Raw genomic sequence first — 26,255 nt, forward strand, 5'->3', positions numbered from 1 at the left:
CACGTCCGGTCCTCTTCTATTGAATATCATAATTTAAGCATCAATATGCAAAGCATCCGCTCTATTTAATAAATAGTCCGACGGGTCCTTCCCGTATAAATACAATCGATGCATCGGTCTTGTCATCGAAACGTACAATAGTTTGATGTCCAAGTCTACCTGCGAATAGGGTTCATCCAGGCAGACGAGCAAAACGGCGTCAAACTCTAAACCCTTCGATAAATATGAAGGCAAAATGACGATATGTCCTTTCATCATTTCTTGTTTTTCTTCTAACAGTTGAATCGGGAGAGGACTACCCTTCAGAAGCTGCTGGATTTTTAAACATTCTTTATCCGTTCGTCCAATAATCGCGATGGAGTGCAGCTCTTCCTTTTTTAGCGAGGAAATATCCTCCTCCAGCTGCAACCGAACCTGCTCCAGATTCACAGGATCAATTGGCTTAAAGCAAGGTTTTTGGCCATGACGAATGACTGGCTGTACTTTTGGCAAGTCCTGGTTTAACAACATCAGGATGTCGTTTGCCAAATTCATAATTTCGACGGTGGTTCGATAGCTTTTTTGCAAGGATTGGTAATTCGCATTTGGAAAAATATCCTTCAATACTGGTTGCCAGCTATTCAGGCCGCGATAAGAATGAATGCCTTGTGCCAAATCTCCGACAATCGTAAACAGTTCAGTCTCAAAGCCCTCTTTCAAAGCAGCAAACTGAAAATAGCTGTAATCCTGCGCTTCATCGATAAAAATACTGCGCATTTTAAATTTCTCCTCTATGCCTTCCAGCTTTGCTTTCAGATAAAAGAGCGGGGCTAAATCCTCGAGTTCAAATGCATTTCGTGCAAAAATTCGCTTGCAATAGTTACTTAGAGTCTTACATTCTTGATCCGTAAGATTGTCGGAATGTTTTTGAATCATTTCAGGTGAAGACATGAGTTCCTTATACAAAGTGAAGATATCTTTCGTGTCAATGGCATCCATGTATTTTTTTACCACGACTTTCGACTCGTCTTCTATCCGCTTTAGCCGTTGTTCTTTGCGTTCCATTAACGTAACCACTTTTTGCTTTCTCTTTTCCGAATCCAGCCTTCTGTTATAAAGGAGCCCATCTAGCGCTTCTTCATATTTCTTGTTCAGCTTTGATAACATCACTGATTTCTTCTTTTTTAAATCTTCTTCTAATAGGCTTTTTATTTTTCCAAGCCTTTTGTAGATTGGTAAGTACGTAAATTCTTTTAAAAATAGAGCTTTAAGCCTTTTCCCTTTCATAAGCACGGAATTCTCTAAAACAAAATCCTCGCTCGGGGCAAGCTTTCTTTCTAATTCGTTTACAAAGGAATGGATTAACGCCTTAAATTCCAGTGAACCTTTATAACTAGAAATCCATTGCATTGATTTGTTTGTTCCGTTCCCTTCAAGGAGCTTCATCAGTTTGGAATTGGGCGAAAATAGTTTTATTTTCTGCCCAAGGCAGCTCCTCATAAAATCGATGTAGGTGGTTTGATTAATTTTATTGACACCTAATTCCGGTAAGACAGCTGATATATAATCGATAAACAGGCGGTTGGGCGCGAGAATCATTAATTTTTCTGGAGGAAATTGAAAGCCATAGGAATAGAGAAAGTAGGAGATTCTGTGAAGTGCGATGGTTGTTTTCCCGCTTCCAGCGGCCCCTTGAACGATAATCGGATGTGTCAGTGATGCCCGGATTACTTCATTTTGCTCATTTTGAATCGTTGCCACGATTTCGGTTAAGCGATTGTCCGCTTTTCCAGACAGTGATTTTTGCAACAATTCGTCGTGGGTGGTCAAATCGATGTCACGGATTTCTTTTAAAATACCATCGGCTATGTCGTATTGCCGTTTTAGTGCTAAATAGCCAGTTTGTGTGTCCCCGTAAGCATCATAAGACACTTCTCCGAGCCGCCCGTCATAGTAAACATTAGCAATCGGTGACCGCCAATCGACGATGATCGGCTGCTGGGTGACTCGGTCAAACAAGGAAACCTTGCCTATGTACAGAACTTCTTCCTTTTTCGTACTATCGCTTGTAAAATCAATCCTTGAAAAATAGGGTTTCCCAATCACGCTTTCTAACCGCTTCAATTCTGTTTCCGCCAATTCAAGAAAACTGGCATTTGCGAGGAGGTCCGTGTAGCTCGTACTACTATCCTTGGAATTTAGCTCGGCAAACGATTGTTTCATATTTTCAACGAAAAACTCTTTATTCCCCTTAGAAATTTCTAAAACAGTCCGGATATATTCCTTGGTAAACTCTAACCGCTCCGCTTCTGCTTGATAGTCCTTATGGTCACGCACAGAAACTTGATCTTTAGTACTCATCCAGTCACCTCTCTAGGTAAAATTGGAAGCATGGATATTTAGAATAAACCAAAGGTTTTATAGTGGTCAAGTTTTTGTTCAAAAATAGTTCATAATAGTATAACTATTATGTAAGTTTTGTTTGTTCAATCGATGGTAAAATTAGTAAAAAAGGAGGGAGTTATATGGTTGGGCATTTAGGATTTTCCTATGTAGGTCTTATTTATTTATTGATGCTATTTATACCTAATATTATTTGGAGTAAGAATCGACCAATGGATTATGACACTAGCAGAGAAAATAAAATCCTATTATTATTTGAACGGGTCGGACAAGTGTTATGTACGGGCATTGTATTGATTTTTAGTAATTTTAATATTGGGACGCTTTCCTTATGGAGTTTATGGCTCATACTCTCATTTCTATTAATGGTACTTTATGAGATTGGTTGGATTCGATATTTTTCGAGTGAACATACAGAAGTTAATTTTTATCGTAGTTTTTTGGGGATTCCCGCCCCCCTAGCGAGCCTCCCTGTTACAGCTTTTCTGTTATTGGGTATTTACGGGAAAGTCAATTTGCTGATTGCGTCTTCAATTATTCTTGCTATCGGACATATAGGGATACATTTTCAGCATTTAAAATGGATGAAAACTGTTTAATAAATTCGTGAAAACAATTGAAAATGAGTCCCCCTTGCGTTAAAGCTATGGGGGACCGACCTTCAATTAATGCTGTTGTTCAAATAAATACCTTTACTCTATCGTTGCCCTTAACCATTTCAACACCTGGTCAATTTCATCCTTCGTCGTATGCCTGCCCAAACTAAACCGGATGGCTCCCATCCCCATCTCTTCAGGGATCTTCATTTCCTTTAATACCGGTGAAAGTTCGATGCTGCCGGCGTGGCAGGCTGAACCCGTTGAGGCCGCTAACTGCGGGATGGCATCCAGTATATTCTGACCTATTTTTCTGACGAAGCTAACATTCAAGGTATTGGGCAGCTTTTCCTCAGGATGTCCATTTAACTGAACACGGTCCCCGAACGTATCCTTTAATTCGCTCCAGAAATAGTCTGTCAGTTCTTTTATCCCCTTATTTTCCACGTGGGTTTTAGCGATTTGACAAGCTTTACCCAGACCTACGGCCAGCAAGGTATTTTCTGTCCCTGCCCTCAGTCCAAATTCATGTCCGGCTCCATGAATGAGTGGTTCCAGCTGTATTCCTTCCCTTATATACAGCGCTCCAATTCCTTTAGGAGCATACAATTTATGGCCGGCAATTGTTAATAAATCGACCTTTAGATCGTTCACCTGGACGGGCACTTTCCCCACGGATTGGGACGCATCGGTATGAAAGGCAATCTTATACCGTTCTGCTATTCTCCCAATCTCATGAATCGGCTGCAGGGTACCGGTTTCGTTATTGGAATGCATAATGGAAATTAAAATGGTATCTTTGGTAATTGCTTTTTCAATTTCTTCAGGGGATACCCGCCCGTATCGATCCACTCCTATGTAAGTGACATTGACCCCTAACTTTTCGAGAAATTTACAAGGATTCATGACTGCGGGATGTTCGATTTTCGATGTAATGATATGGTTGCCTTTGTGCTTATTTTTAAAATAAAAGCCCTTTAACGCCAGGTTATTCGCTTCGCTTCCCCCGCTGGTAAAAATGATTTCCCGAGGAGAACAGCCAATGAGGCTTGCGATCTGTTCTCTAGCGTTGTGCATCAATTCTTTTACTGGTGCCCCGGCCCAATGCAGGGCTGATGGATTCCCATAGTAATCATGGAGCAGCGGTGTCATGGAGTCGATTACCTCGGGAGCTAGCGGCGTACTGGCATTGTAGTCGAGATAGATTTGTTGCATTTTTTGATACCTTCTTTCCACAATTTAATTCTAATTGATTACTTAGAGCTTTTCTATGCGACCGAGCCTTTGATTATTCTATCTTCTCGGTCGTTTAGAGACGTTCTATTCGACCGAAAACTTGGTCGCTCCGCCTTCTCGGTCGTTTATAACCCTTCTGTTCACCAAGAACTCGTTATACCCGTGATATTAAATGCAAAGCAGAACAAAGTTCAATGAGTTCCTTCGTATATTTAGGAAAATATAGATCAGTTTCGTATTTTGTTAGAGTGAGAATTTCCTGTACTGTTCTAATTCCGTCCATCCAGTAAAAGAGGAAATCTCCATATCCCATTGGCACGTTTGCCTCTACTTTTTTCAACCAATGATGACGATCTTCTAGCGGCAAATCCTTGATTTCATCACCAACTCGGACCGGTGCTTTATACGTTCTCTTATATACGGCATTCAACCAGTCTTCATCAAGCTCATTGCCAGCCAACTCTTCTTCTACCAATTCAAAAACAATATCCGCCTGTTTTGAAATGAGTTCTTTCTTTTTACCGATAAACTCTACCAGACCCTTAAATTGCCGAAGTTTTGCATAAGATTCCAATTGAGCCAGGGCTGCCTCTTCATACTGACGATAAAAAGACATCGCCTCGATCGGCAGTTTACTTTTTAAAACAAACTCTTTGGCTCGATAAAGGTACATCCCAATCTGCCCCAAATGGTAAACCGCATACGAAAGCCAGTCCTCCTCTGAACCGTTTGCTAACCCATAGCTGTACAGCGCTGCCGCACTACCAACCAGCTTCATCATATTTTCATCCAAATGTTTCGTAGAGTCAGAGGATGTGTGGTAATACTTGTCCGGCCACTGAATCAGCATCGGACATGGGATTCCAATTGTGGGATCGGAAATAATATAATGATCGCTGCCGCCAGAGAAACGGGTCGCCACATAATTCACGGTGCTATAATTTGTCGTGCCGGAGAAAGTCCCGACATTGTCGGCGAGCTCTTCAACCAGCTTATAGGCAAACCGGTCGACAAATGTTGGCGTGGCCATTGGCGGCTGCTCCACACATAACGGTCCCCCGCCTTTTGATTGATCAGCGCCAACCATATCCAAGTTCAAGGCAGCAATACTGTTCGGAATTCTTTCAGGATGCTGATGGAAATAGGCAGCCGTACCTGTCATTTCTGGCATCAACAAAAATCGGATACCAAGCTCAGGCTGCGGCAACTTCCCATCCTTGATCAGACGGGTTAATGTCCGCATCACTTCCATTAAGGTTCCTGGGCCCGAGGCATTGTCTTGTCCGCCCGGATAAGGATGGCAAAGATGACTGACCAGTAAGATCTCTTTGTCAGTTTTTCCGGGAATGAAATATTCAATATTTTCAAAGTGACCATCTTCCAAATGCGCCTTAACAAAGGCTTTCAGCAGTACCGTTTGCTTTCGCGCAAGCTGGCGCAGCTCTTCGACAATCCTGGGAGAAACAACAAACCCAAACGACTTTATTTCCTCTTCCGTATGCCACCAATAAGAAGTATATTGTCTCGTATCCGGCATATCCATCCGTGTGCGGACAGGCAGAAACTCACTCAGGTTATCAAAAATGAGTCCAGCACACTTGTATTTTTCGACTGCTAACATATGTATAATAAACTGATTGCCTCTTACCAGAGCGATTTTCCCCTCCAGGTCGAGTCCTTCATAGCTGCTTTCTTCCTCGGCATTTTCAATGACAATTAATTCAGCCTCTACCCCGTCTTCCGGTGTGGAAATACTCCGTTGGACAATGGAGATCTCTTCTTCTGTGAACCGGGTAATTCTTTTTCTTTCCGGCGTTTCAATCCAAAGTTCAGCCTGCCCACAATTCCACTCCTGAAAGGAGCGATGGGAAAGAAAACGATCACCGAATTGGGCCGGATACGAGATTAACTCCGCCTTCACACCATCTCGCCGTAATAACGAAACCACTTCCTGTGCTGCCTGCCGGTAACCGGGCGAGGCCTGAATGCGGTGGTACTGGGCAATGCGATCTGCATAGTGGAAGGCTTGTCTCCCGGATAATTCTTCCTCCAGAACCTTTTTCCAACTAGAAAACATGGCAAAACCTCCAACCTGTATTTCTATTATTTTAACAAAAAAACATTGGGACGGGACTATTTGAAAGAAAAGAGTTCCGTCCTTTTTGAAAATACTTACCTATAAACACTATCACAGGTTCCTGCTTTTGGTTCATAATAACAATGATTTTTAAATTGTCCGGAATGAGGCTGACCGTACCAGGTTGGCGGGCATGGCGCATATGGATTAAAATACCAAAGAGCGTATTTCCCTGGATGTTGTCGCCAATAATCCAAATTTTGTTTGGCTAACCGTTTTTCAGCACTTCTCGCTCGTTGATAAAACACATTCCCTTTTTGAACAGCTTCAAAGGAATAATTTCCTCCTTGTACCTGAAAAATGACTTTGGGAACAGTTCTTACTTCTTTAAAGTCTAAACAATCTGCGATTACACGATTCACAATAACATTTCCCACATATAACATGCCCAGTTTTCCTTCACCTTCAGCTTCCGCCCTCATCATCCTTGCCATTAAGTCAACGTCTGAACTCCGGTAATTGATCCGTGGCATTTTTTCACCCCCAAAATACAGTATGAAAAAAAGCCTACATTGTTGTAGACTTTTTCAAATTACTCATTTTTCGGCAAGAATCAGGCTTTATATGTACCTTTAACCATGCCCTTCGATTTTCCCCGGTTTACAATTGGATGTTTCGTGAAGTACTTCATTAATTCGATAATAATCAGAACGGCCACACCGTTTACAATCAGATTTCCTGCCAATGCACTCACGATATAACCGGTGATATGGCTGTACGCGCCAGCCGCATCAATTAAAGCAATCGTAAAGAAGGCGAATCCGATGTTGTTAAAGATTTTCGGAAAAATCGGATGAAGATTAATAATTAAGAATAAGACAATGGTCAATGGAATCATGACTGAAAATAAATGACTAACACCATTTTCCGCTAATATCGTATAAATCATGGCCAGCAGATACGCACCGATTAGCCCTACCATACTGCCAAACAGCACCTTTAAAAACCGATCTTTATAACTTGGATCTTCTAATAAAAAGAACAGTACGTTTGCCAGAAAAAAGGACCAGTTTGTATAGCCGATTTCATGGAGTGGTTCCATAAAGGCCTGGACAATCAGGTTGCACAGCACAATCCACAGAAAAACGCAAAATTGGATGACCATTTTCTCTCTCGATATCTTTTCCACACTCATACTTAAACCTCCCATAATTTTTTCAATATGTAAGAATGATGGTCTGCTTACCTTTTACCACTAAAAGTAAGCTTGATGAAAAACCAGTACTGTCATCACGTTTCCCCCCTTCCCCCCACCATGAACTAGGCAGAACTTAATTTGATTATTCGATTTATTGAAAAAATAGTAAACGTAGAAATCTCGACACCCTTTTGCAAAAAGGGAGGATTATAAGCAGAATCCAAGTACATTCATAAGAGAAAAATCCTATGTCTACAAATGTCAAGAGTGGAAAACCGTCGAAACACGTCTTCTTCCTATGTGATATACACAAAACGTTTACATTTAAATATGTATAAATTTTGACAGAATAGGTTAATAACCGTTTTTAGTCCAAAAAAAAGAACAGACCGGGTGGCCTGCACTACAATTTTCTTAGTAATCCATTAAGTGTACTCAATTCCTCTTCTATTTCCGCGATTCGTTTTTCCAACGGAGATAGATTTCCATTCACATACTCCAGCTTTTCTAGATTATGTTGCAGCTGCAAATATTCATCCTTTAACTCTAGAATTTTATATTCCAACTCTTTTTTATTCATTACCTACTCTCCCTCTTAGAAATTTGCCCCGCTTTATTAACCCCGAGCAGCTTCGTCACTTCTGTATTCTAAAATATCTCCTGGCTGACAATCCAAAGCTTTACAAATCGCTTCCAAAGTGGAAAAACGAATCGCTTTTGCCTTGCCATTTTTCAAAATAGAAAGGTTCGCCATGGTAATTCCAACCCTTTCCGAAAGTTCCGTCACACTCATTTTTCTTTTTGCTAACATCACATCAATATTAATAATAATCGCCATTTTGCTCACCTCAGACCGTTAAATCATTTTCAGATTTTATATCGATTGCCTCTTTTAATAGCCTTTGAAGAACAGCAGCAAAGACAGCAATCACGATGGCAGCAAAAGCAGGAACCATTCCGATGATGATGAGGCCTGGTGCATCGTCAAGCTCTGCAATGAAATAAATAAATGGCAGAATGACCACATACAAACCACTGATGGTTAGGGCACAGAATTTGATCTTTTGCAGAGCTTTAACCGACAACTCAGAAAATGCGTGGTTTTTGTCAATATAGCTTAACAGGTTAAAAGCCTGATACAATGCAAGGAAGTACGGAATCATGGATCCGTATAAGCCAACCACAATCGGATATAGGAAATGGTCATAATCCGGATCTGCCGGGTTATTTGGCAGCCAATACAACCCAAATAAGCCCAAAGCAAGAACCGGAACTCCCATCAGAAAAACAGCTAACCTTAAAAAGAGCGTTGATCCTCTTTTCATAATAAGCACCTCACTTAAATAGTTTTTCTTTATTTTATATCATCATTTATCGTTTTTAAATAAATAATTATTGATTTTTAATCCACATTTAGTTTTAACAAAAAAAGGATCTTTCCTGGTTTAAATTTGTACATTTTTTCATACCAATTTATACTTAAAATAGGAAACTATTCCAATTCATAATAAAGGTGGCAGCTAAATTGAAACTGGGCGCATTTTCTGTAAGTTTAACCGTAAAAGATATTCATGCCTCAAAAACTTTTTACGAAAAGATAGGATTTGAAACTTTAGGAGGCGACATTACCCAAAACTGGTTGATTATGAAGAATGAACAGACCGTAATTGGACTTTTTCAAGGAATGTTTGAAAAGAACCTCCTGACGTTCAACCCAGGCTGGAATCAAAATGCGGAAAACCTCGATTCGTTTACAGATGTTCGAGAGCTTCAAAAGCAGCTCAAAGAAAAGGGAGTGTCAATTCTGTCAGAAACGGATGAATCGGGTGAAGGACCGGGTTACTTTATGATCGAAGACCCCGATGGGAATCATATTTTGGTGGATCAACATAGATAAATCTGATAAAATCTGGTATTTCCCTCGATAAATCAAATACTATTGCTTTCATTTTCATTCACTTCGGTTATAATAGAAGTAAGTAAATCATACTATAAAAAAAGACCGAACATGCCGCAACATGTTCGGTCCAGCAATAGACGGTTCCCTTATGAGGGGATCGGCTAACTAGGGAGATAATCCACCTGAGCCGCTAACTCAAGGGTGGATTATTTTTTTCGGTTAAATGACAGAACGGTTACGATTAAACTTGCAAATCCAATCGCAAACATTAATGATTCAAAAACTGTCACCGGCATCACCCCCTTTCAATTTGGGAGTGAGCCAACCACCCTCGAGAAATCCTATTCTATTGCCATTCCAGTATACCATTTCCATAGAGCAAGGAACATATGTTTTACATAAAATTTCCTTACTTCCCTATCACTTCCCGCAAATTTCTTTTAATTATGTTACAAACTCAACAGAAATCCGATTACAATAGAAGTATTAGTAGAACCAGGAGCTGAAAATGGCGTTTTTAATTTTATTCTTCCGGGTAATCTATAGAAAAATGAAGTTAAGGTGATGGTATTGAATTATTTTTTTCATGAAAAAGCCCGGACATTTCGATTAATCCTGATTATTGTCATAGCATTATCAGTATTGTCCTTCCAGCAATATTCGAATGGCCAAGAACTGGATCATATGAATATGAAATATGGAAACGATGTGAAACAGGCGCTGGATGTTTATCCACCGACGATGAAGAACGGCCAGAAATTCCCGGTCATCATCTATGTCCATGGCGGAGGCTGGATGCGGGGAGATAAGTCTAATGTGGGGGCTAAACCTGCTTTTTTTACGAGTAAAGGATATGCGTTTGTATCGGTCAATTATCGGCTGTTTCCACAAACGAACTACAAGGAAATGGCCCAAGATGTTGCCTCAGCGGTAAAATGGGTCTATGACCATGGTGACCAATATCAAATCGACCTAGAGCGTATCAACTTGATGGGGCACTCTGCCGGGGGACATTTGGTCATGTTCTTAGGAACGCATCCTGACTATTTGGTGCAGGTCGGACTTTCTCCAAAAACGATTCGCTCCATCGTGAATCTGGATGGACCGATTGACTTGGCTGAATTTATCGGAAGAAACGAAAAGTACAAACAGGTTTTTGGCGAGGATCGTCAGTTGTGGATGGAAGCATCCCCGGCTGCTTACGCTAACAAGACGCAATTGCCACCCATGCTGCTGGTATCGCCTATGCGACCTTCGGTCATGAACTTTATTGAAAAAACTGGCGGCAGGGCTGCTGTTTTTGAAACAAAAACACTCACACATAAGGAGATGACCCAACTTGTCGGGGTTAAAAATGCTTCTACTGAAGCAATGAACATGACAAATGCTGTAGCGGAGTTTTTGCAAGCTAATAACTCTAGATAATAAAGGCCGGCACCACCCTTGGTACCGGCTTTAACTAAGATTTAAATCCCTGTCCATCTACCGCTTTCCTTTTTTGAAAAACCCGTAATGATAAAACACGTGATAGTGGCAACGGTTGTGACGAGTATGGCAATCTCCAATCCCAATGCCCTCATAAACGTATCATCACCAGGGAAAGCCGGTTTAAGTGTAACTAACAAATAAACGAAAATCATGGTTAAAATCAAATAAAAACTGCTTCCGACAGCCCCTAGTTTCAACCGGTTTCCTTTTGAACCAACCCACGCTTTATTAATGAATATCCACAAAATAATGCTTCCAATTACTGCAGCAAACATGACAAGGATATGAACAAAGGGAATAAGCAGGTAAGTTAGCCCGTAAAGCACCAGGCATGTTATAGAAAATAGAACTCCATTTACGGCAAATAAGAATATACCCGATAACCATTGATTTTGAAACCATGCTGCATTTTTCAACTTATGTAAGAGTCTGTTGTTTTCCCCTATTGTATTGATAATCCGCCCTTTGAAAAAGAGGGCAAGTAACACTCCGAACAACCCAACTATTATAATCAACAACACTCCATCCACCCCATTTTAATATCATTGACTATATAATAATTTATTTTTTATCGTTTATCAATAAATTATTTCCTTTTTTCATTATGAAATAGTGGCCAGGAGTCGCCAGGGGGACGGTTCTCCTGGTCCCATTTATGCCTAGAGGCGCCACTAGAACCGTCCCCCTGGTCCTCCGTCATTAAAGAATGGTCTTTTTCATATTGGCGTACATTGTCTTTACTGATTCATCAATTTCATCTCGGGACATTGTCATTGCTTTTTCTGCTCGGGCGTACCCAATTTCGGTTTTTCCTGCTTGGAGTCCTTTAAAGATGGCATCGGCAAATTCATCTACAGGGGTGCCCAATGTATGCAGGCCTGCTCCACCTAAATCGGTATTCACTGCCGGCGGTGCTACTTCGATCACTTCAATGGCCGTATCTTCAAGCTGATGCCGCAAGCTCATCGTAAAGGAATGAACCGCCGCTTTGGTTGCGGAATATATCGGTGCGATCGCCATTGGAGTAAATGCTAAACCGGATGATACATTAATAATCGCCCCATAGTCTTTAGTGGCAAAGTGCGGCGCAAATAGCATGGAAAAATGAAATGGCGCCTCGATATTGGAGGCGATTTCTTGACTATAATAACCCCAATCTTCCTTTGCGTTCGATTTAAGAACATGGAAGCGTTGCTGAATGCCTGCGTTGTTGACCAGCACATTCACATCTGGATGCTCGCTCGTTACCCAGTCAAATAATGCTATTCGATCAGCTTCTTTGGTAACATCACAAACGCGTGTAATCAGTTCAGGAAATTTCCCTTAGCCTCCTGTAGCTTTGCTTCCCGTCTGCCGCAAACAATGACTTTATTGCCTGCTTTAAGGAATCTGTCGGTAAACGCAAGCCCGATTCCTGCGGCCCCGCCTGTAATGAGAATTGTATTCCCTGATAATTTCATCATATCCCTCTTTCGTTGAACGTTATCGTACTACAAAAATAGTTTATCCTATTTTTAAATCTAATTTGATAACCCTGGTATAGCATAGTGCATAACAACACAACTGGTATGCTATAATTTGAAAGGGAAAATATAGATAGAGGTGACCATTCTTGGCAATACATGTTGTATTATATCAACCAGAAATTCCGTCCAATACGGCAAATATTGCACGTACTTGTGCCGCAACGGATACAGCACTGCATTTAATCCGTCCACTTGGCTTTTCAACAGATGAAAAAATGATCAAACAAGCTGGTATAGATTTCTGGGAGTCTGTAAATCTAACGTATTATGACTCATTGGATGACTTTTTTTCAAAAAATCAAGGTGAGTTTTACTATATTGAAACGTTTGGTGAAAAACCACATTCATCCTTTGACTTTAGTGATGGATCAAAAGAACATTATTTTATGTTTGGAAAAGAAACAACCGGTTTACCAAAGGATTTATTAGTAAGTAATAAAGATCATTTTTTGAGAATACCAATGAATGACCATGTTCGTTCACTAAACCTTTCAAATACCGCTGCAATATTGGTGTATGAGGCTTTGCGCCAGCAAGGATTTCCTAATATAAAATAAATGGCATAATCCCCTTCTTCGTGAATGGGGATTTTTTATTTTGCCTTTATAGGATTTTTCACTTATAGCCCTCTATTTAATAAAACAGGGGAAAAACAAATAGCTTAGCTTAAAACGCGCCATTCTCATTAGGAGAGTTCTCTGGTATGGGCTGACCCACATCCCATAGTTCGACAATGAGGTCGTTATGAAAGCGGAAGATGTGCACGACAGCTGCTCCAAGGTCATCTGGTGATTGCTTGATATGGGAATGAACCGCAACAATTTCACCCTCTCCCAAAACATGCTTTACCACTAGAACTTTATGAGGGTTCATGGTATCGTTCTCTTCCATTGCGAGCATTAAAGAGTCAGCATCCCCACGGAAAAAGGGGTTATGATGGATGAAATCTGGTGCAATATACCTCTGGTATGCTTTTCGGATTTCCCCCGATACAACCAGCTGCAAAAACGACACGGCCTTCTCTTTTAAAGTATTTGTCATTTATTTATCATCCTTCCTATTAAAGGGTTACCTTTGGTTATGTAGTTTATCTGCCAATAATTTTAAGCTCCATGCTTCTGTTTATAGAAAAATATCATTATGTTTCTATTGCACCACAAAATATTTCGATATCAATATTAATAAATCCTTTTTCTAGTCGGTATGGGGAAATCATAGAAGAAGAGCTGCCACAGCAGCTCTTTGTTCGCCTCTTGCACCTGTGGTTTTTAAAAATTTACTTACCATTCTCTCTAAGCATATCATTCACCATGGTTTTCATGGAGTGAATGACGGTACTCTTATATTTCGCTGCCAAGATAAGGACTCTAATTTGTTGAGATCGGGATAGTGTATGGAAACGAGGCTCTTGTTTCAAAAAGGAACGGAAGATGGACCAGCTTTTCGGCATTAAAGGAAAATCGTCCAGGGGTTGTTTGCTGCGTAAACGATAAAACCAAGAAGTGAAACCAGAGGAGATGCTTTTGTCGACAATACAAGGTGCATAAATACTTTTCGTATGTTTTCGAAGGCTATCGTAACGATCCTGCCCGTAGACAATTATATAACTATCGTCTTTCCGGCTTTTCCTGACAATCAAAACAAACATACAGTCCCACATGAATCTCTGCAGTCTCTTCACGTGGTGCGTCACTTTCATGGATAAATCAGGTTTGATTTTATTCAGAGGTATATATTGAACCGAAAATTTCAAATTCATCCCCCCTCCTACTCATGAAGCCCAATATAACCCAAATCAAAACGATACCATTAACCATTATATGTCATGGGTTCATGTCTCAGACGCCAGGAGGACTCCACGAACTCCACGGGAACTCCACGGGGACGGTTCTTATGGCTCCAAGGAACCACCAGAACCGTCCCCGTGGTAACGTTATTTCTTTTTTCTTTCTTGAGCTTGTAGTGCGACTCTTTCAAGCCCGCTATTCGCAAATTCCACATCTGTTTTTGGCATCGCAGGATTTTTCTTTAGCTCATCATTTTTCTTTCTAGACATTGCTTTTCTTCACCACCCTAACCAGCATGAAGCATATTTTTACAGTTGCAATTTTAGTTTAGCTTCTTTTAATGAGTCTATACATCAATACTGGAGTATGTCTTACCTATGTCATTCATCATTTGAACTCAGAAATATTTTTGTATCCGTTGTAAAGATTGTAGTGAATTCTTAAAACAACGATGACAAGCAATGGTGCATAAGAATGAAGAAATACAAAAATAACTTTTATTGAAGGAGGATTTTAAATGAGTATGTTTGAAAAAATCATCTGTAAAGTAAAAGGACACGTTTTTGAAGAAACAAATGAAAGGCCCGATGGATTTGGGGATATCGCCACTTGGTTTATCTGTAACCGATGTGGTCATGAAAAAGTTGTCACGCGTCGAGAGGATGAAGTTTAAAACACCACAGGGACGGTTCTGGTGGTTCCAGGTAGCCACCAGGATCGTCCCCGTGGTATTTCTTTCTGGATAATCGTACGGAAAATACAAATAATGAAAAATATGCTGGAGTAAGTAAATGAAGGAGATTTGTCTGATGATGGGACTGCCCTTTACGATATTTTTAACTTTGTCCTTTTCCCTTATCTTTTTTTTCCAAAAGAAACCATTCTCCTTTTTAGAGAATTCCATCTTTTATATGGTGATGACCATTTTTACAACTAATGTCATAACGATTTTGTCATTAAATTTCAATCTGATTAATACAACAGGAAATCCATTATTATTTCCCGCTTTGATTCTTTATCGAGACGGGATCATTCCATTACTTGTTCTAATTGTTATTAATATTTTTTATTCTAGCTTCACTTTGAACGTAAAGTCCTTTTTCTTCATTCTTATATTTGCTTGTTTAAATGGAATCGAAGCGCTATTAGTTACTCTGGAAGTATTGCAATTTCTAAAATGGAATTATTTCTACGCAGCGATTGTTAATATAGCCTGCCTATTGATTGGATTAGGGATTGCAAAAATCGTTTTGTTTCTAAAAGGAGTCCAAATCAATGACCGTCGTTTATGAAAGAGCCTTTGATTGGAATGAATGGTTTGTTATCATTACTCTTTTATCTTTACATTTCCTTATGGTAAAGCTGCCTAAAACTTTTTCCATGATAGAAGGGCTTGCATACTATTTATTTGGAATTACGGTCGTGCTTTTCTTTGATCACACAATGAGTGTAAGGCCATGGGATTTATACGATGTCAATGACAGTTCAACCTATCAGCTTATGGACTTACTTTATTATGTTATGAATGGGCCAATAAGTTACTTTTTTATCTACATCTATTTAAAACTAAGAATTGAGGGATATAAAACAATTCCCTACATCCTTATTTGGTCCAGTTTCTCCGTTTTAACTGAATGGATTGGAGTCAAAATCGGTCTTTTTCATTACGATAAAGGATATAAAATGTCCTGGTCCTTCCCAATCTACATGGTAATCCAAACCCTCCAAATCATCTATTACCATATCATTCAAAGAACGAAGAAGTAGACGCCACGGGAGTCGCCACGGGACGCCATGGGGACGGTTCTGATGGATCCTGTCGCCATTAGAACCGTCCCCATGGTACCCATTAATAGATTTCTTTTATAAAAATAAAGTTCTTAAGAAGTTCGCTTTCATTAATCGATATTCGATTGGCTAAATCGTCCGTCCTAAATACGAACTCTTTAACCCCAATAAATTCGGATTCACTAACCAGGAAAAACTGTGTCCCTTTTTTATAACCATTAAACTTCCTTTTAAGTCTATATACTTTCATTCGCTAACCTCAAATGTTGAATTAATTTTCGTTGCCATTTCTATTAAAACATGGCCACTGCTAGAACTGCGCATTGCCCCATCAATCATGGACTTTTTATGTCGGTTAAACCCCCAAAAAGCTACAGACATCATTGCCAAAAAGATAAAAATAGATTAGAGAAGGGAGCCATGGGGGCGCAAAGGGGACGGTTCTTCTGGGCCCTAACCGCCCACTCCTCACCATCTATGATTAAATCAATTCCACATTCATTTGTCTGAGCAGCCATTTTGGTACCACAAAACGCGCAGTTACAAGAGGGTCAACTACCTGGCAGATTTCAGTTTGACCTGCAGCGCTCATGAGCATGGTTACTTCACTTAATGGGAGCCCGGTTTTTTCAACAATCCTGTCAATCATTTCTTCCGTTGCGATTTTAACAGCATTGTCTAATGTTTCAGCAGAGACAATTTGTGAATAGATTTCATTGTTCTCCAGCATGGGGTGATTAAGTTTAACGTCTTTGAGCACGTCCAGTGTGATGGTTACTCTTCCTGGAACTTCAATGCCCGAAACACTAATTTCTCCATCGCCCATGGCGGCATGAAGGTCACCTAATCCGAATAGGGCCCCTTCTACAAAGACCGGAAAATAAAGGGTTGCCCCTTCGGTAATCATTTTATTATCCATATTTCCACCATGTGGACCTGGTGTACCACAGTTAACACCCTCACCCTCTGGGGCAACACCGATTACACCAATCATGGGGTTTAAGGGAATTTCAATCTCATTAAAAATCGCTTTTCCATTCATGATTGGGATTATTTTTGCTTCCATTTTTGAGATTCTGTGACCCATGACGCCTTGATTAGGTTCAACAACCATTACCCCTTGTTCAGCGATATCCAGCTTTTCGATTTTAACCCTCAATACATCTCCAGGCATGGCTCCCTCTACGAATATCGGTCCGGTTGCAGGATTAATTTCATTCCAATCAAGCTCGGTTAAAACAGTCTCCTCCGAACTGATCTGATTCTTAAAGCAGTCATACGTTTCAATCTCAATCGTCGTACCAGATGCCACTGATTTAATGTGCCTGTAATTCTTGTTAAAATCATAAACAATTCCCAATTCTTTTTTTAACAATTCCATTATGTTCTCCTTCTCTCTGAATCGCCATGAAAGCCACGGGGACGGTTCTGATGGCTCCTTGGCGCCGCGCAGAACTCAACCTGAGGTCCAATGTTTGTATAATTTTTTTTGCTATTTTGATTCTACTATAAAACTTGCAATCTGTGGTTTCCTTGCTCCTTTTAACAGGTCTGTTATGTTAAAATTCACTTAAAGCATCAGAATACCCAATAAGGCGATTGCCTTGATTTCCAAGGGGGAATAAGTATGGTTAATCGAAAAGGTCACTACATAAAAATAAACTCCGCCACCAACAAAGAGACTTCGTCATTTTATATTGATTTTACTTGTCAGCTATGCGACGAGGACTATGTTATTGGCTATGACAACAGCCGGTACGGACAAATAGGCAGTTTTTCCTGTAAATGCGGTGCTGCTTATCATATAACCGACTTAGATGGGTATTTGTCACCCGTCACCGTATATCGTAATAGCAATAAAGTTGCTGAAATCACACCAAACCTTGGTGATTAAGAGAATGGTGGAAAACTGACTTCATTACGAAAAAGACTAAGACACTTTGGCCTTATTCAGCCTAATGCTACATCGAGAATCATCATTAAAACAAATCCAATCATTAAACTCATAGAAGCCAGGTCCTTATTGCCTTTTTCTTGTGAGCTTGGTATAACCTCTTCAACGATAACAAAGATCATCGCCCCTGCAGCAAAACTTAATGCATAAGGTAGTAGATGCTCAAAAAATGATACAGCAAAAGCTCCAATAACGGCGGCAATCGGTTCGACCATGCCTGAAAATTGTCCGTAGAAAAAGCTTTTTCTACGAGACATTCCATCTCCTCTTAAAGGCATGGAAACGGCCACACCCTCTGGAAAGTTTTGAATGCCAATACCTAGGGCAAGTGTCACGGCACCCGCTAAAGAAGCCTCCGTCCCTCCATTGGCAATGGCGCCGAAGGCAATCCCAACCGCTAAACCCTCTGGGATATTATGGAGGGTGATGGCAAGGACCAGCAGTGTGCTTCTTTTTCTCTCCCTAGGAAAAATTCCTTCAGCTTCACTAAGTGGAGTATTGGGATGAAGATGGGGAAGGACCTTATCAACTCCCCATAAAAAAACCCCACCCAATAGAAATCCAGCAGCTGCTGGAAACCAGGCACCTATAGCGTGGTCCGCCGACATTTCGATGGCTGGCCCCAATAAAGACCAATAACTGGCTGCAATCATCACTCCTCCAGCAAATCCCAACATACTATCTAAAAATCGCTGATTAATGGTTTTTGTTGCAAAAACAAGCATTGCCCCTAACGCAGTCATTCCCCACGTAAACAAGGTAGCCATAAAAGCTTGTCCAATCGGATTAAAACTTTGGAAAAAATCAACCATGAAATGGACTCCTTCCTAATTAAGGAACTCCATGGGGACGGTTCTGGTGGTTCCCTGGAACCACCAGAACCGTCCCCATGGTACCCGTGGTACCGATATTATTGCAAATGAATCACGATGTTGTTGTTTTCCATATAGGGGAGGTATTGGAGCTGCAGTTTCTCACCAGTCGGGGCTTGGAACGCGAGTGTTCCAGTTACACTCTCCCCTTGTTTCAACTCGGTATCGAAAAATAATAAAGAAATCTTTAAAGTACTTTTTCAAGTAGGGAGTATATAGAGATAGAAACACACCAATAAATCCTCCAAAAACCACCCTTAAAACGCCCACACCTATGGCTGTAATCAATGTGTATTTTGCCCCATACAATAATAGCCAATGCAATTCCTGGCCGTTTCGGTCGGTTCGGAAGATTTGCTCCACTGAAGGAGGAAACGGAGCTCTCCCCATAACATCGCCATTTTCATCTATAATCAGCGCCTCTTAATTGAAATCAGGCGGTCAATAAAGTGGATAGACATAGCTTGCGAGAACCAACAAAATGAGAATGGCAGCCCCGATGGTTGTTTTCTTATAGATTCTTAAAGGCTGACACTCTCCTTTCCTTTGTAAAACTTCAAGACCAGGTAGCTGATGATTTACTCCACAATTCACATTTTTCCCCATTATACAACAATTCACCCATTAGAAAAACCACGGGTACGGTTCTGATGTGGCTCCCTAGAGCCATCAGAACCGTACCCGTGGTTCCTAATATTCAACTAACCATTCACGATTTCTTGCCCAGGCTGAAGGATCTCTACACCTTCGATATCAACTGTTTCCGGATATTTAATGCCTGCTCCTGTATTCAGACACACGACATGTTCATCCTCTTGAATCCATCCTTGTTCACGCAGGATTCGAGCTGCTGCGAATGTGGCCGCGCCTTCTGGACAAATAAAGTTTCCTTCTAAAGAAGCCACCTGCTTTTGTGCCTTAGAGAGGTCCTCTTCGGAAATGGCAATCGCACAGCCTTCTGTTGCATAAAGGCTCTCAAGCACTAAAAAATCTCCTAACGCTTTCGGGACATTAATTCCGAAGGCAGATGTACTAGAATTCTCAAAGAATACAGATTCCTTTTCACACTTTTTCCAGGCTTCCACAATCGGCGCACAGCCTTCTGCTTGTACAGCAACTAAACGAGGAAGCTTGCCTTCTTCAATCCAGCCTAATTGCAGCATTTCCAGGATTGCCTTATAAATGCCGATAATCCCGACACCGCCGCCAGTTGGGTATAGGATCACATCGGGAACCTTCCAGCCAAATTGTTCGACAATTTCGTAGCCCATCGTCTTTTTCCCTTCAATCCGATAGGGTTCCTTCAGGGTCGAGGCGTCGTACACACCATGATTTTGCACAAGACTGGCAACAACTTTCCCTGCATCACTGATCAAACCGTTAATTAAATGCAAGTCACCACCAGCAATATTGACCTCCTTACGGGTAATTTTCGGAGCATCCAAAGGCATAACAATCGTCGCCTTAATGTTTGCCTTTGCGGCATAAAGTGCCCAGGCAGCCCATGCATTTCCGTTTGTCGGCATGGCTAATTGTTGTACGCCCAGCTCCTTCGCCTTTGAGATTCCAACGCTTGCCCCTCTAGTTTTAAAAGAGCCTGTAGGGATGATCCCTTCGTCCTTTATGTATAAATGCTGAATGCCATACTCCGCACCAAGAGACGGAAGCTTCTCCAAAGGCGTCATGCCTTCACCAAGCGTCACGACATTTTCCTCTTTATGTACAGGAAGCAATTCATGATAACGCCATAAGCTATTCGTTCGAGTAGAAATATCTTTTTGTGATACCTCTGCTTTCACTTTTTCCAGATCATAACGCACCAATAAGGGTGAGCCGCATTTACATAATTGCTGAACCTTATACTCCTCGTAGGTCTTGTCACATTTTGGACACTCTAAATGTGATATGTAGCTATAGTTTGTCATGTTTCTCCCCCCCTGTAAAATAAAGAAAACCATTAAACTTCTAAAAAAAATGGCAGTCTTTGTTTGTGCAAGCTTCTAATATATATAAATATTCTAACAATTAAATCTTAATCCTATTTTTCCGATTAATCAACTATGAATTATGATTTCCTCTATCCGAAAATAGGAATGAAACCCTCCATTAATTATTACTTTCATTAAGTGCAGTTCCTAAATAGGCTCTATTGGATGAAAGACCTGACATACAATATGTATTGAAATTTAAATATAAAAATTTCACTAGGAGGTCCTCGTTTAGACTGTTGATCACTACATCTGCACCGCACTCTACTGCTTTATCTAATCGTTCCGAAGAAATATCTACCGCAAAAATTTGTGATTCCCCTGCTGCTCTTGCGCTGGCTGATCCATTGGCAACCCGATTCCATGATGATAAGCATGCAAATCGCTTCCGCATATTCCCGCATAAGCAACTTGCACTTTTACCTGACCACTTGAAACAACTGGTTCCGGAACTTCTTCAACACGGACATCTTTTGCTCCATAAATAACGGCCGCTTTCATTTGATTCACCCCTATTTTTTTTTAAAAAGACTAAATGGATTGTATATGTCATTCTAGCAATTCTTCGCTTAACTCAAACAAGTCAATTATATTCCCTATAAAATTATTATACTATTAAGAATTATTCGTATACAAATGTATATAGAGTGAAATATTGCCAGAAATCCCCATTTTTATAATCATCTGTATAAACCATTACAAGAAATTTTTTCCTTTTTAAAAACAATCCTCGTAAAATGCTTTATACTACTATTAGAGAAAATGGGTAGTGTCAAAAGTTCTATGAAAACTCCTTAAGGGGTTAGGTTCCTTTCCACATATTGGGTGCGTCGGCCCCGCAACCGCTCTTGACAAACACGCCAATGGTTTGAGATTCCTTTATCAAGGGCGACGGGGACAAAAAGAAGGCATGCCAAATAGCCCTTGGTATTTCCATTTTAAACCATTGGCAAGTTCGGTTTGTCAAGAGTTCGCTTCGCCGGTTGCTAGTGGGTTCAAGGGCTCTGCTAAACAAAAAGTTAGACTGTTTGTTCAATGATCCAATCTTGAGCTAAACCTATTAATTTAGTCCAGCGTGCAGGCATATTCGGTCGCAGTAAGAGCTCTGGATTAACCACTGGCACATTACCTTCTAACGCTGAGTGAGGCCGTAAAAAGTTAAAGTAAGCCACAAAAAGCGTCACAAACGAAACAGACCCATGTTCGGACCCAAACCCGTGTGTTGAGCGATAATTGCCCTTAAATGTGCGATTGAGTCTTTCAATCACTTGTTTGAGAGGCCTATACTCCTTTGATACAGGATCTTCATTGGTAAGCCCAATGACCTGAGTAATGTCAAAGTGAATATCATGCTGGGCGTAAAAGTGTTGGGCTAAGAGATATATCGGATTGCCGTCCACCACAAATGTAAGATCTTCCGGAATCTCTTTAAATTTCATTAGGACATCATCAATGGCACGGATTGCTGTCGCTGTATCTCGATTTGCTGACACTGGATAAGACAGAATGATCTTTTTTACCGCATCAAAGAAGAAGAACAAGTAATGCCAACGACCTTGAACCCTAATATAGGTTTCGTCCCCACAGAACTGATCAGAAAGCTCGTAGGGATAGTGGTCTACGTAAGGTTTAAGGATTAATGCAACTGCGTTCTCGTAATTTAAAATGCTTTGATGCGATATAGAAACACCATGGATATCTTTCATGAGTGCAGCTGTCTTCCGGGCCGAAAGGCCATAGTTAACGTGATAGGTTAAAATAAGCCCCAATGTATGTGGCGACACATAAAGCCTGGCCAAGTCAACCTTTGGTTTCTTAGGAGAAGCCTTTGACAATGGCTGAAAATCAATGTGGAACTGCCGGAAGATATATCTTAATTTAAAGGCTTGTGGATCCTTTTTAAACTGTTTCTTCTCTTTCGCAGACATGCCATTCAGTTTCTGCTGGTAGTAGGAACAGTCATTATTTTTACACTTGTACACGTCAAAGTCTTTTCGCTCTTTGACTTTCTCAAGGGTCCTAGAACAATGAGGACACTTCAAAATAGCCTCCTTCGAATAGCGATTTTTATCATTGAAAAGACAGGCACACACCTTACATTGAAACTGTCCTTTGCCTCCATTATTGGCATAAAGATAATCCGCTGGAGCACCACACTGCGGACATTTCATTGACTTGGGCACACATGCCTTTGTATTCGAACGCCTTTGAACAGGTTTTAGTTGTTTACCGTTCTTCTCCAGGTATTCGGTTAGGAGGCTTCGGTAATCAAGTTTCTGAATGGTTTCGATGATCGGAAGATCATCCACCTGGAGTTTACGATAAGGTTTATTTACAGGTTTTTCCTCAGGCTTTTCAAACATCCCCTTCCCAATAAGAAGGGTAAGTAATGTTCGAATTATTTGTTCTTGGTACTTAATAAAAGTTAATAAATAGGTTATAATTTGAGGGTACAACTTGTCACTTCCTTAATCTAGGTTGTTGGGTGTGTGGTAACCTCAATTATCCTTAGATTTCAGGGGGTGGCAATTTTTTTGCTTATAAAGCCCTCTATCTAGGTATTTTATAGCCTATTTCTTATAAAAGTTTTTACAATACGAGAAAATGAATAAGGGGAAATATATGAATTATTACGGTAGAGTAATAGCAGGTTTCATTGTGCTGGATTTGTACTTGAACTTGGGAATTGCAAAGTCAAGTTCATTTTTCCTGCAGGTTTTATTAGTCCTATTGTTTTTTCCATTATTGAAGGGAATATTAAGGCTAACGAAGGTAAAAGACTATAAAAATATCGGAATCACCTTTCATCCAAAGTGGTGGAGAAATACGGTAATGGGATTTATGATTGGTTTTTCATTTTGGTTGATAAAGTACATGCTCGTATTTTTATTTGACGGATTTGAAATGATGGTGGCTAAGTCAGTCCCAGAAATAATCATGTCTCTTTTGATGGTGATGCTAACATTTTTAGTCGGGTCATTTTTAAATGACATTATCATCCGAGGCTATGTATTTGGCCATTTAAAAGAGAAAATTCCTTTGAAATGGGTGTTTATTATTTCCCTTCTACTTTACGCCCTAGACGACTCTTGGAATGAAGGGTTCAGTATACCCAACACCCTATTTTCTGTTATCCTAGGACTATCTTTAACTTATGCAATTTATAAAACTGGTTCAATTTGGGCGAACACCGGTATTCATTGGGGGCTTAACGTCTGCTATGGCATATTTAACGGAACCCTCGGCAGTTCAGGTGGAGGAATCATCATAACTACGTACGAATCACAATCTATGCTTATAGAAATCATTAGTTACGCGGTACCTTTGTTCATGTTTTTGTTTATATATTTGCTGCGAAATAAATTTGTACGATATAACGGCTAGGATTACCTCTAGCCGTTTTTCCCTAATTTGGGTCAGACCCCTTCGCGTTGAAGCTTTAGCAAATTGGTAGTCTGAACCCCTAAGGATCGTGGTGCCCGCACCTTCTACTCCATCTCTGAAAACGACCAGTCTTCATGATGGAAGATTTTCAACAAATATCGTGCCCGCGTCCTGCCCACATAGATATCTGCTGGGCTGCACACATAGCGGTTTTTTCTTACTCCAATGATGAAGACCACGTCGGATTCCAGGCCTTTGAAGGATCGAATTGTACTGAACCGAATTCCGTACTGGTTTCCCTGTCCCATTTCCACAAGCGGCCACTGTCCGGAACCGATTCGATCTACATCTTTTAAACTGCTTTTATCCTTTCGATAGGTCGAGAGAATCGTAATCCGCTGCGGCGATAGTCCCTGGCTGATAAGGCGATTGAGCTCCTTTTCCACCAGTCTTCTCTCATCAGCATAGTCATTCCAGGCAAAATATTCAACCGGCTGCCCTCCTGACAGGCGGTAGCGCAGCTTTGTGTTGCCCATTAACGGCTGACACCACTCATTAATCTTTTGCGTGTTTCGCAGATTAATCGTCAACTTATGCTTAGACATACTGAAATCCTTCAAGGCATCCAAGCCATTGCCAAATAGATTTTGATGCTTATCGGCAAAAATATAAAAATACCCATCATCCTTGAGCATTTGGTCTAGGCACAAGTACCAGTTCTCCTGAAAGTCCTGACCCTCATCCACAATAATCGCATCGAATTTCTCGTCATTTTCCTTGAGGCTATACAAATCGAACATCAAATTCGGCAAGGTTTCCTTATAAAATTCATTGGCATCCTCAGGCTCGATTAAATCATAGCCATGCTCTTCTAGGGTCATGTACAGAACATCATGGAAGTTCGATGCTGTAATCAGCTCGTGGTGTGCATGCTTATGGAAAACACTGACCAAATGCTTATTGTAACAGGTTAATAGAACTCGGTTTCCTTGATCAGCCAGATCGAGTGCTTTTTTCATCGCAATAAAGGTTTTCCCCGTACCAGCTGCCCCGAAGAATATTTTACGATGATCTTCCTCCGTTTCTTCCAATATCCGTTCCTGTTCTTCTGTTAAAATAATCGCGGCCTGCTGATTAAGTCGGTCCAGCTGGTCATCCAGCGTGGAAAAAATCCGAAATGACGGCGACAGAACTTTTGTAATCAGCTGCTTGGTTGCTTCGACAGGCGTTCGCTGATCGATGTGTGAGAACAGTCCTTGAACCATACTCTGCAAATCCTCCAGGTCTGTCGAGGTCCAGCAGCTATTCTCATCCAAATCCTCAGGCAAGATGCCTGCCTTTCTTGTTGTATCGGGAAAGCAGAGTGCATACCTGAACTTTAACGGATACTCTTTTTGGCTGCTTAATTCCTTATAGCGGTTCAATATGGCAAACATGGCATCGCGTGCCTGCTTAAGCGGGTCCTTGGAAAGCGGTGTAAAGTGGCCATTTTTAAATTCCTGCCAGATGCCATTACCATACGAGACCTCCCCCTCTTTCACTTCCACCACGACAAACCCGTAATTTGGATTGACGATGACAAAATCCGCCTCTCTCAACCCATAGGGGCGCCCCCTCCAGAATGGTCATCAAAAAAATAACCCGCATTCGCGGGTATAACACATCTTGCCTTTACAAACTATCAACAGCATCATCTACGATTTGTTTCTGTTGCTGAATAATCTCGATTGCTTGGTCGGAGACACTGCTTAATTCTTGTTACAACTGTTTAGATGACTGTGAATCCCCTTCCTGAACTTCCTGATAAATTTCCTCGACCAGTTCTCTTCTCCTGTGTCCAATCCCGCGTAATTCATCACCCAACTGTTCCAGCTTTTTGAAATCCATGACTGCACCTCCATATATATATATTTACTTGTACCTTTTCCAAATGTAAAAAAACAATGCACTGGAGCTTTGTAATGGTTCTCATTAGTTTACATAATATTATTATAGATTCTACATCTTTAATTATTTCTATTACAAAATATATTTCTTAAGTCGTCAATATTGTGTATATTCAATTGACGATTACAACAT

Annotated in this window: 30 protein-coding genes and 1 pseudogene; 9 read left to right on the forward strand and 22 right to left on the reverse strand. The window is 40.7% G+C overall.

What is annotated here, in order from left to right:
• Positions 1-33: 33 nt before the first annotated feature.
• Positions 34-2,340: an RNA polymerase recycling motor HelD gene (gene helD / locus ACZ43M_RS14475; protein WP_464503265.1), complete on the reverse strand. Its 2,307-nt coding sequence runs from the start codon at positions 2,338-2,340 to the stop codon at positions 34-36.
• Between the two features lie 164 nt (positions 2,341-2,504).
• Between helD and ACZ43M_RS14480 the strand changes: the two genes are divergently transcribed.
• On the forward strand, positions 2,505-2,981 hold the full coding sequence (locus ACZ43M_RS14480) for a hypothetical protein (protein WP_464503266.1): 477 nt from the start codon (positions 2,505-2,507) through the stop codon (positions 2,979-2,981).
• Between the two features lie 93 nt (positions 2,982-3,074).
• On the opposite strand, the gene ACZ43M_RS14485 is transcribed toward ACZ43M_RS14480, so the two are convergent.
• From ACZ43M_RS14485 to ACZ43M_RS14515, 7 genes are all read right to left on the reverse strand, one after another.
• Positions 3,075-4,193 carry a cysteine desulfurase family protein gene (locus ACZ43M_RS14485; RefSeq protein ID WP_464503267.1) on the reverse strand — a complete coding sequence of 373 codons (1,119 nt, stop codon included), beginning with the start codon at positions 4,191-4,193 and terminating at the stop codon, positions 3,075-3,077.
• A 175-nt stretch (positions 4,194-4,368) separates the two neighbouring features.
• The gene (locus tag ACZ43M_RS14490) at positions 4,369-6,291 is read right to left on the reverse strand and encodes a DUF4910 domain-containing protein (RefSeq protein WP_464503268.1); all 1,923 of its coding nucleotides are present in this window, start codon (positions 6,289-6,291) and stop codon (positions 4,369-4,371) included.
• A 95-nt stretch (positions 6,292-6,386) separates the two neighbouring features.
• Positions 6,387-6,824, reverse strand: coding sequence for a cell wall hydrolase (locus ACZ43M_RS14495; RefSeq protein ID WP_464503269.1), 438 nt, complete (start codon positions 6,822-6,824; stop codon positions 6,387-6,389).
• A gap of 80 nt (positions 6,825-6,904) precedes the next feature.
• Positions 6,905-7,486, reverse strand: coding sequence for a hypothetical protein (locus ACZ43M_RS14500; RefSeq protein ID WP_464503270.1), 582 nt, complete (start codon positions 7,484-7,486; stop codon positions 6,905-6,907).
• 406 nt (positions 7,487-7,892) lie between these two features.
• Positions 7,893-8,069, reverse strand: coding sequence for an SE1832 family protein (locus ACZ43M_RS14505; protein ID WP_464503271.1), 177 nt, complete (start codon positions 8,067-8,069; stop codon positions 7,893-7,895).
• Between the two features lie 36 nt (positions 8,070-8,105).
• On the reverse strand, positions 8,106-8,327 hold the full coding sequence (locus ACZ43M_RS14510; protein WP_464503272.1) for a helix-turn-helix domain-containing protein: 222 nt from the start codon (positions 8,325-8,327) through the stop codon (positions 8,106-8,108).
• Between the two features lie 10 nt (positions 8,328-8,337).
• Positions 8,338-8,814, reverse strand: a complete 477-nt coding sequence (locus ACZ43M_RS14515) for a DUF2975 domain-containing protein (RefSeq protein WP_464503273.1) — start codon at positions 8,812-8,814, stop codon at positions 8,338-8,340.
• 200 nt (positions 8,815-9,014) lie between these two features.
• Here ACZ43M_RS14515 and ACZ43M_RS14520 point away from each other — a divergent pair, with 200 nt between their 5' ends.
• Together ACZ43M_RS14520 and ACZ43M_RS14525 are read left to right on the forward strand one after the other, a co-directional pair.
• Positions 9,015-9,386 carry a VOC family protein gene (locus ACZ43M_RS14520; protein ID WP_464503274.1) on the forward strand — a complete coding sequence of 124 codons (372 nt, stop codon included), beginning with the start codon at positions 9,015-9,017 and terminating at the stop codon, positions 9,384-9,386.
• Positions 9,387-9,959: 573 nt separating this feature from the next.
• Positions 9,960-10,814 carry an alpha/beta hydrolase gene (locus ACZ43M_RS14525; RefSeq protein WP_464503275.1) on the forward strand — a complete coding sequence of 285 codons (855 nt, stop codon included), beginning with the start codon at positions 9,960-9,962 and terminating at the stop codon, positions 10,812-10,814.
• Positions 10,815-10,855: 41 nt separating this feature from the next.
• Here ACZ43M_RS14525 and ACZ43M_RS14530 read toward each other — a convergent pair whose 3' ends face one another.
• Positions 10,856-11,398, reverse strand: coding sequence for a hypothetical protein (locus ACZ43M_RS14530; RefSeq protein WP_464503276.1), 543 nt, complete (start codon positions 11,396-11,398; stop codon positions 10,856-10,858).
• A 178-nt stretch (positions 11,399-11,576) separates the two neighbouring features.
• Positions 11,577-12,337: pseudogene (locus ACZ43M_RS14535) on the reverse strand (SDR family oxidoreductase).
• A 152-nt stretch (positions 12,338-12,489) separates the two neighbouring features.
• Between ACZ43M_RS14535 and trmL the strand changes: the two are divergent.
• Positions 12,490-12,960, forward strand: a complete 471-nt coding sequence (gene trmL / locus ACZ43M_RS14540; protein ID WP_464503277.1) for a tRNA (uridine(34)/cytosine(34)/5-carboxymethylaminomethyluridine(34)-2'-O)-methyltransferase TrmL — start codon at positions 12,490-12,492, stop codon at positions 12,958-12,960.
• Between the two features lie 109 nt (positions 12,961-13,069).
• Here the strand turns inward: trmL and ACZ43M_RS14545 are convergent, their stop codons facing one another.
• From ACZ43M_RS14545 to ACZ43M_RS14555, 3 genes are all read right to left on the reverse strand, one after another.
• Positions 13,070-13,444: a nuclear transport factor 2 family protein gene (locus ACZ43M_RS14545; RefSeq protein WP_464503278.1), complete on the reverse strand. Its 375-nt coding sequence runs from the start codon at positions 13,442-13,444 to the stop codon at positions 13,070-13,072.
• Positions 13,445-13,679: 235 nt separating this feature from the next.
• Complete coding sequence (locus ACZ43M_RS14550; protein ID WP_464503279.1) at positions 13,680-14,162, reverse strand: hypothetical protein; 483 nt, start codon at positions 14,160-14,162, stop codon at positions 13,680-13,682.
• 174 nt (positions 14,163-14,336) lie between these two features.
• Positions 14,337-14,459: a hypothetical protein gene (locus ACZ43M_RS14555; protein ID WP_464503280.1), complete on the reverse strand. Its 123-nt coding sequence runs from the start codon at positions 14,457-14,459 to the stop codon at positions 14,337-14,339.
• Positions 14,460-14,707: 248 nt separating this feature from the next.
• On the opposite strand from ACZ43M_RS14555, the gene ACZ43M_RS14560 reads away from it, so the two are divergent.
• The 3 genes from ACZ43M_RS14560 (at position 14,708) to ACZ43M_RS14570 (ending at position 15,957) form a co-directional block, all read left to right on the forward strand.
• Positions 14,708-14,863, forward strand: a complete 156-nt coding sequence (locus ACZ43M_RS14560; protein ID WP_464503281.1) for a hypothetical protein — start codon at positions 14,708-14,710, stop codon at positions 14,861-14,863.
• Positions 14,864-14,981: 118 nt separating this feature from the next.
• Positions 14,982-15,482 (forward strand): hypothetical protein, encoded by a 501-nt coding sequence (locus ACZ43M_RS14565; protein ID WP_464503282.1) that lies wholly within the window; start codon positions 14,982-14,984, stop codon positions 15,480-15,482.
• The gene (locus tag ACZ43M_RS14570; protein WP_464503283.1) at positions 15,466-15,957 is read left to right on the forward strand and encodes a hypothetical protein; all 492 of its coding nucleotides are present in this window, start codon (positions 15,466-15,468) and stop codon (positions 15,955-15,957) included. The genes ACZ43M_RS14565 and ACZ43M_RS14570 overlap by 17 nt, the downstream gene beginning before the upstream one ends.
• A gap of 82 nt (positions 15,958-16,039) precedes the next feature.
• Here the strand turns inward: ACZ43M_RS14570 and ACZ43M_RS14575 are convergent, their stop codons facing one another.
• Both ACZ43M_RS14575 and ACZ43M_RS14580 read right to left on the reverse strand, forming a co-directional pair.
• On the reverse strand, positions 16,040-16,228 hold the full coding sequence (locus tag ACZ43M_RS14575) for a hypothetical protein (RefSeq protein WP_464503284.1): 189 nt from the start codon (positions 16,226-16,228) through the stop codon (positions 16,040-16,042).
• Between the two features lie 231 nt (positions 16,229-16,459).
• Entirely contained in the window at positions 16,460-17,359 is a 900-nt protein-coding gene (locus ACZ43M_RS14580) for an acetamidase/formamidase family protein (protein ID WP_464503285.1), read from the reverse strand.
• A gap of 246 nt (positions 17,360-17,605) precedes the next feature.
• Here ACZ43M_RS14580 and ACZ43M_RS14585 point away from each other — a divergent pair, with 246 nt between their 5' ends.
• Entirely contained in the window at positions 17,606-17,872 is a 267-nt protein-coding gene (locus ACZ43M_RS14585; protein ID WP_464503286.1) for a hypothetical protein, read from the forward strand.
• Between the two features lie 56 nt (positions 17,873-17,928).
• On the opposite strand, the gene ACZ43M_RS14590 is transcribed toward ACZ43M_RS14585, so the two are convergent.
• The 5 genes from ACZ43M_RS14590 to ACZ43M_RS14610 all read right to left on the reverse strand — a co-directional run bounded on the left by ACZ43M_RS14590 (position 17,929) and on the right by ACZ43M_RS14610 (position 23,248).
• Positions 17,929-18,744 (reverse strand): ZIP family metal transporter, encoded by an 816-nt coding sequence (locus ACZ43M_RS14590; RefSeq protein WP_464503287.1) that lies wholly within the window; start codon positions 18,742-18,744, stop codon positions 17,929-17,931.
• Positions 18,745-18,842: 98 nt separating this feature from the next.
• Positions 18,843-18,989, reverse strand: coding sequence for a DUF4352 domain-containing protein (locus tag ACZ43M_RS14595; protein ID WP_464508028.1), 147 nt, complete (start codon positions 18,987-18,989; stop codon positions 18,843-18,845).
• 516 nt (positions 18,990-19,505) lie between these two features.
• The gene (locus tag ACZ43M_RS14600; protein WP_464503288.1) at positions 19,506-20,729 is read right to left on the reverse strand and encodes a threonine synthase; all 1,224 of its coding nucleotides are present in this window, start codon (positions 20,727-20,729) and stop codon (positions 19,506-19,508) included.
• A gap of 360 nt (positions 20,730-21,089) precedes the next feature.
• Positions 21,090-21,293: a hypothetical protein gene (locus ACZ43M_RS14605; protein ID WP_464503289.1), complete on the reverse strand. Its 204-nt coding sequence runs from the start codon at positions 21,291-21,293 to the stop codon at positions 21,090-21,092.
• Positions 21,294-21,811: 518 nt separating this feature from the next.
• Positions 21,812-23,248 (reverse strand): IS6 family transposase, encoded by a 1,437-nt coding sequence (locus tag ACZ43M_RS14610; RefSeq protein WP_464503290.1) that lies wholly within the window; start codon positions 23,246-23,248, stop codon positions 21,812-21,814.
• 166 nt (positions 23,249-23,414) lie between these two features.
• Between ACZ43M_RS14610 and ACZ43M_RS14615 the strand changes: the two genes are divergently transcribed.
• On the forward strand, positions 23,415-24,176 hold the full coding sequence (locus tag ACZ43M_RS14615; protein ID WP_464503291.1) for a CPBP family intramembrane glutamic endopeptidase: 762 nt from the start codon (positions 23,415-23,417) through the stop codon (positions 24,174-24,176).
• Positions 24,177-24,280: 104 nt separating this feature from the next.
• On the opposite strand, the gene ACZ43M_RS14620 is transcribed toward ACZ43M_RS14615, so the two are convergent.
• Together ACZ43M_RS14620 and ACZ43M_RS14625 are read right to left on the reverse strand one after the other, a co-directional pair.
• Positions 24,281-25,774 (reverse strand): DEAD/DEAH box helicase family protein, encoded by a 1,494-nt coding sequence (locus ACZ43M_RS14620; RefSeq protein WP_464503292.1) that lies wholly within the window; start codon positions 25,772-25,774, stop codon positions 24,281-24,283.
• A 160-nt stretch (positions 25,775-25,934) separates the two neighbouring features.
• On the reverse strand, positions 25,935-26,063 hold the full coding sequence (locus ACZ43M_RS14625) for a hypothetical protein (RefSeq protein WP_464503293.1): 129 nt from the start codon (positions 26,061-26,063) through the stop codon (positions 25,935-25,937).
• Between the last annotated feature and the right edge of the window lie 192 nt (positions 26,064-26,255).

It is taken from the genome of Neobacillus sp. B24, assembly GCF_055381825.1.

Excerpts from the sequence above, each read along its gene's own strand:
- helD (WP_464503265.1), bottom strand. The coding sequence starts at position 2,340 with ATGAGTACTAAAGATCAAGTTTCTGTGCGTGACCATAAGGACTATCAA.
- ACZ43M_RS14480 (WP_464503266.1), top strand. The coding sequence starts at position 2,505 with ATGGTTGGGCATTTAGGATTTTCCTATGTAGGTCTTATTTATTTATTG.
- ACZ43M_RS14485 (WP_464503267.1), bottom strand. The coding sequence starts at position 4,193 with ATGCAACAAATCTATCTCGACTACAATGCCAGTACGCCGCTAGCTCCC.
- ACZ43M_RS14490 (WP_464503268.1), bottom strand. The coding sequence starts at position 6,291 with ATGTTTTCTAGTTGGAAAAAGGTTCTGGAGGAAGAATTATCCGGGAGA.
- ACZ43M_RS14495 (WP_464503269.1), bottom strand. The coding sequence starts at position 6,824 with ATGCCACGGATCAATTACCGGAGTTCAGACGTTGACTTAATGGCAAGG.
- ACZ43M_RS14500 (WP_464503270.1), bottom strand. The coding sequence starts at position 7,486 with ATGAGTGTGGAAAAGATATCGAGAGAGAAAATGGTCATCCAATTTTGC.
- ACZ43M_RS14505 (WP_464503271.1), bottom strand. The coding sequence starts at position 8,069 with ATGAATAAAAAAGAGTTGGAATATAAAATTCTAGAGTTAAAGGATGAA.
- ACZ43M_RS14510 (WP_464503272.1), bottom strand. The coding sequence starts at position 8,327 with ATGGCGATTATTATTAATATTGATGTGATGTTAGCAAAAAGAAAAATG.
- ACZ43M_RS14515 (WP_464503273.1), bottom strand. The coding sequence starts at position 8,814 with ATGAAAAGAGGATCAACGCTCTTTTTAAGGTTAGCTGTTTTTCTGATG.
- ACZ43M_RS14545 (WP_464503278.1), bottom strand. The coding sequence starts at position 13,444 with ATGACAAATACTTTAAAAGAGAAGGCCGTGTCGTTTTTGCAGCTGGTT.
- ACZ43M_RS14550 (WP_464503279.1), bottom strand. The coding sequence starts at position 14,162 with ATGAATTTGAAATTTTCGGTTCAATATATACCTCTGAATAAAATCAAA.
- ACZ43M_RS14555 (WP_464503280.1), bottom strand. The coding sequence starts at position 14,459 with ATGTCTAGAAAGAAAAATGATGAGCTAAAGAAAAATCCTGCGATGCCA.
- ACZ43M_RS14560 (WP_464503281.1), top strand. The coding sequence starts at position 14,708 with ATGAGTATGTTTGAAAAAATCATCTGTAAAGTAAAAGGACACGTTTTT.
- ACZ43M_RS14565 (WP_464503282.1), top strand. The coding sequence starts at position 14,982 with ATGAAGGAGATTTGTCTGATGATGGGACTGCCCTTTACGATATTTTTA.
- ACZ43M_RS14570 (WP_464503283.1), top strand. The coding sequence starts at position 15,466 with ATGACCGTCGTTTATGAAAGAGCCTTTGATTGGAATGAATGGTTTGTT.
- ACZ43M_RS14575 (WP_464503284.1), bottom strand. The coding sequence starts at position 16,228 with ATGAAAGTATATAGACTTAAAAGGAAGTTTAATGGTTATAAAAAAGGG.
- ACZ43M_RS14580 (WP_464503285.1), bottom strand. The coding sequence starts at position 17,359 with ATGGAATTGTTAAAAAAAGAATTGGGAATTGTTTATGATTTTAACAAG.
- ACZ43M_RS14585 (WP_464503286.1), top strand. The coding sequence starts at position 17,606 with ATGGTTAATCGAAAAGGTCACTACATAAAAATAAACTCCGCCACCAAC.
- ACZ43M_RS14590 (WP_464503287.1), bottom strand. The coding sequence starts at position 18,744 with ATGGTTGATTTTTTCCAAAGTTTTAATCCGATTGGACAAGCTTTTATG.
- ACZ43M_RS14600 (WP_464503288.1), bottom strand. The coding sequence starts at position 20,729 with ATGACAAACTATAGCTACATATCACATTTAGAGTGTCCAAAATGTGAC.
- ACZ43M_RS14605 (WP_464503289.1), bottom strand. The coding sequence starts at position 21,293 with ATGAAAGCGGCCGTTATTTATGGAGCAAAAGATGTCCGTGTTGAAGAA.
- ACZ43M_RS14615 (WP_464503291.1), top strand. The coding sequence starts at position 23,415 with ATGAATTATTACGGTAGAGTAATAGCAGGTTTCATTGTGCTGGATTTG.
- ACZ43M_RS14625 (WP_464503293.1), bottom strand. The coding sequence starts at position 26,063 with ATGGATTTCAAAAAGCTGGAACAGTTGGGTGATGAATTACGCGGGATT.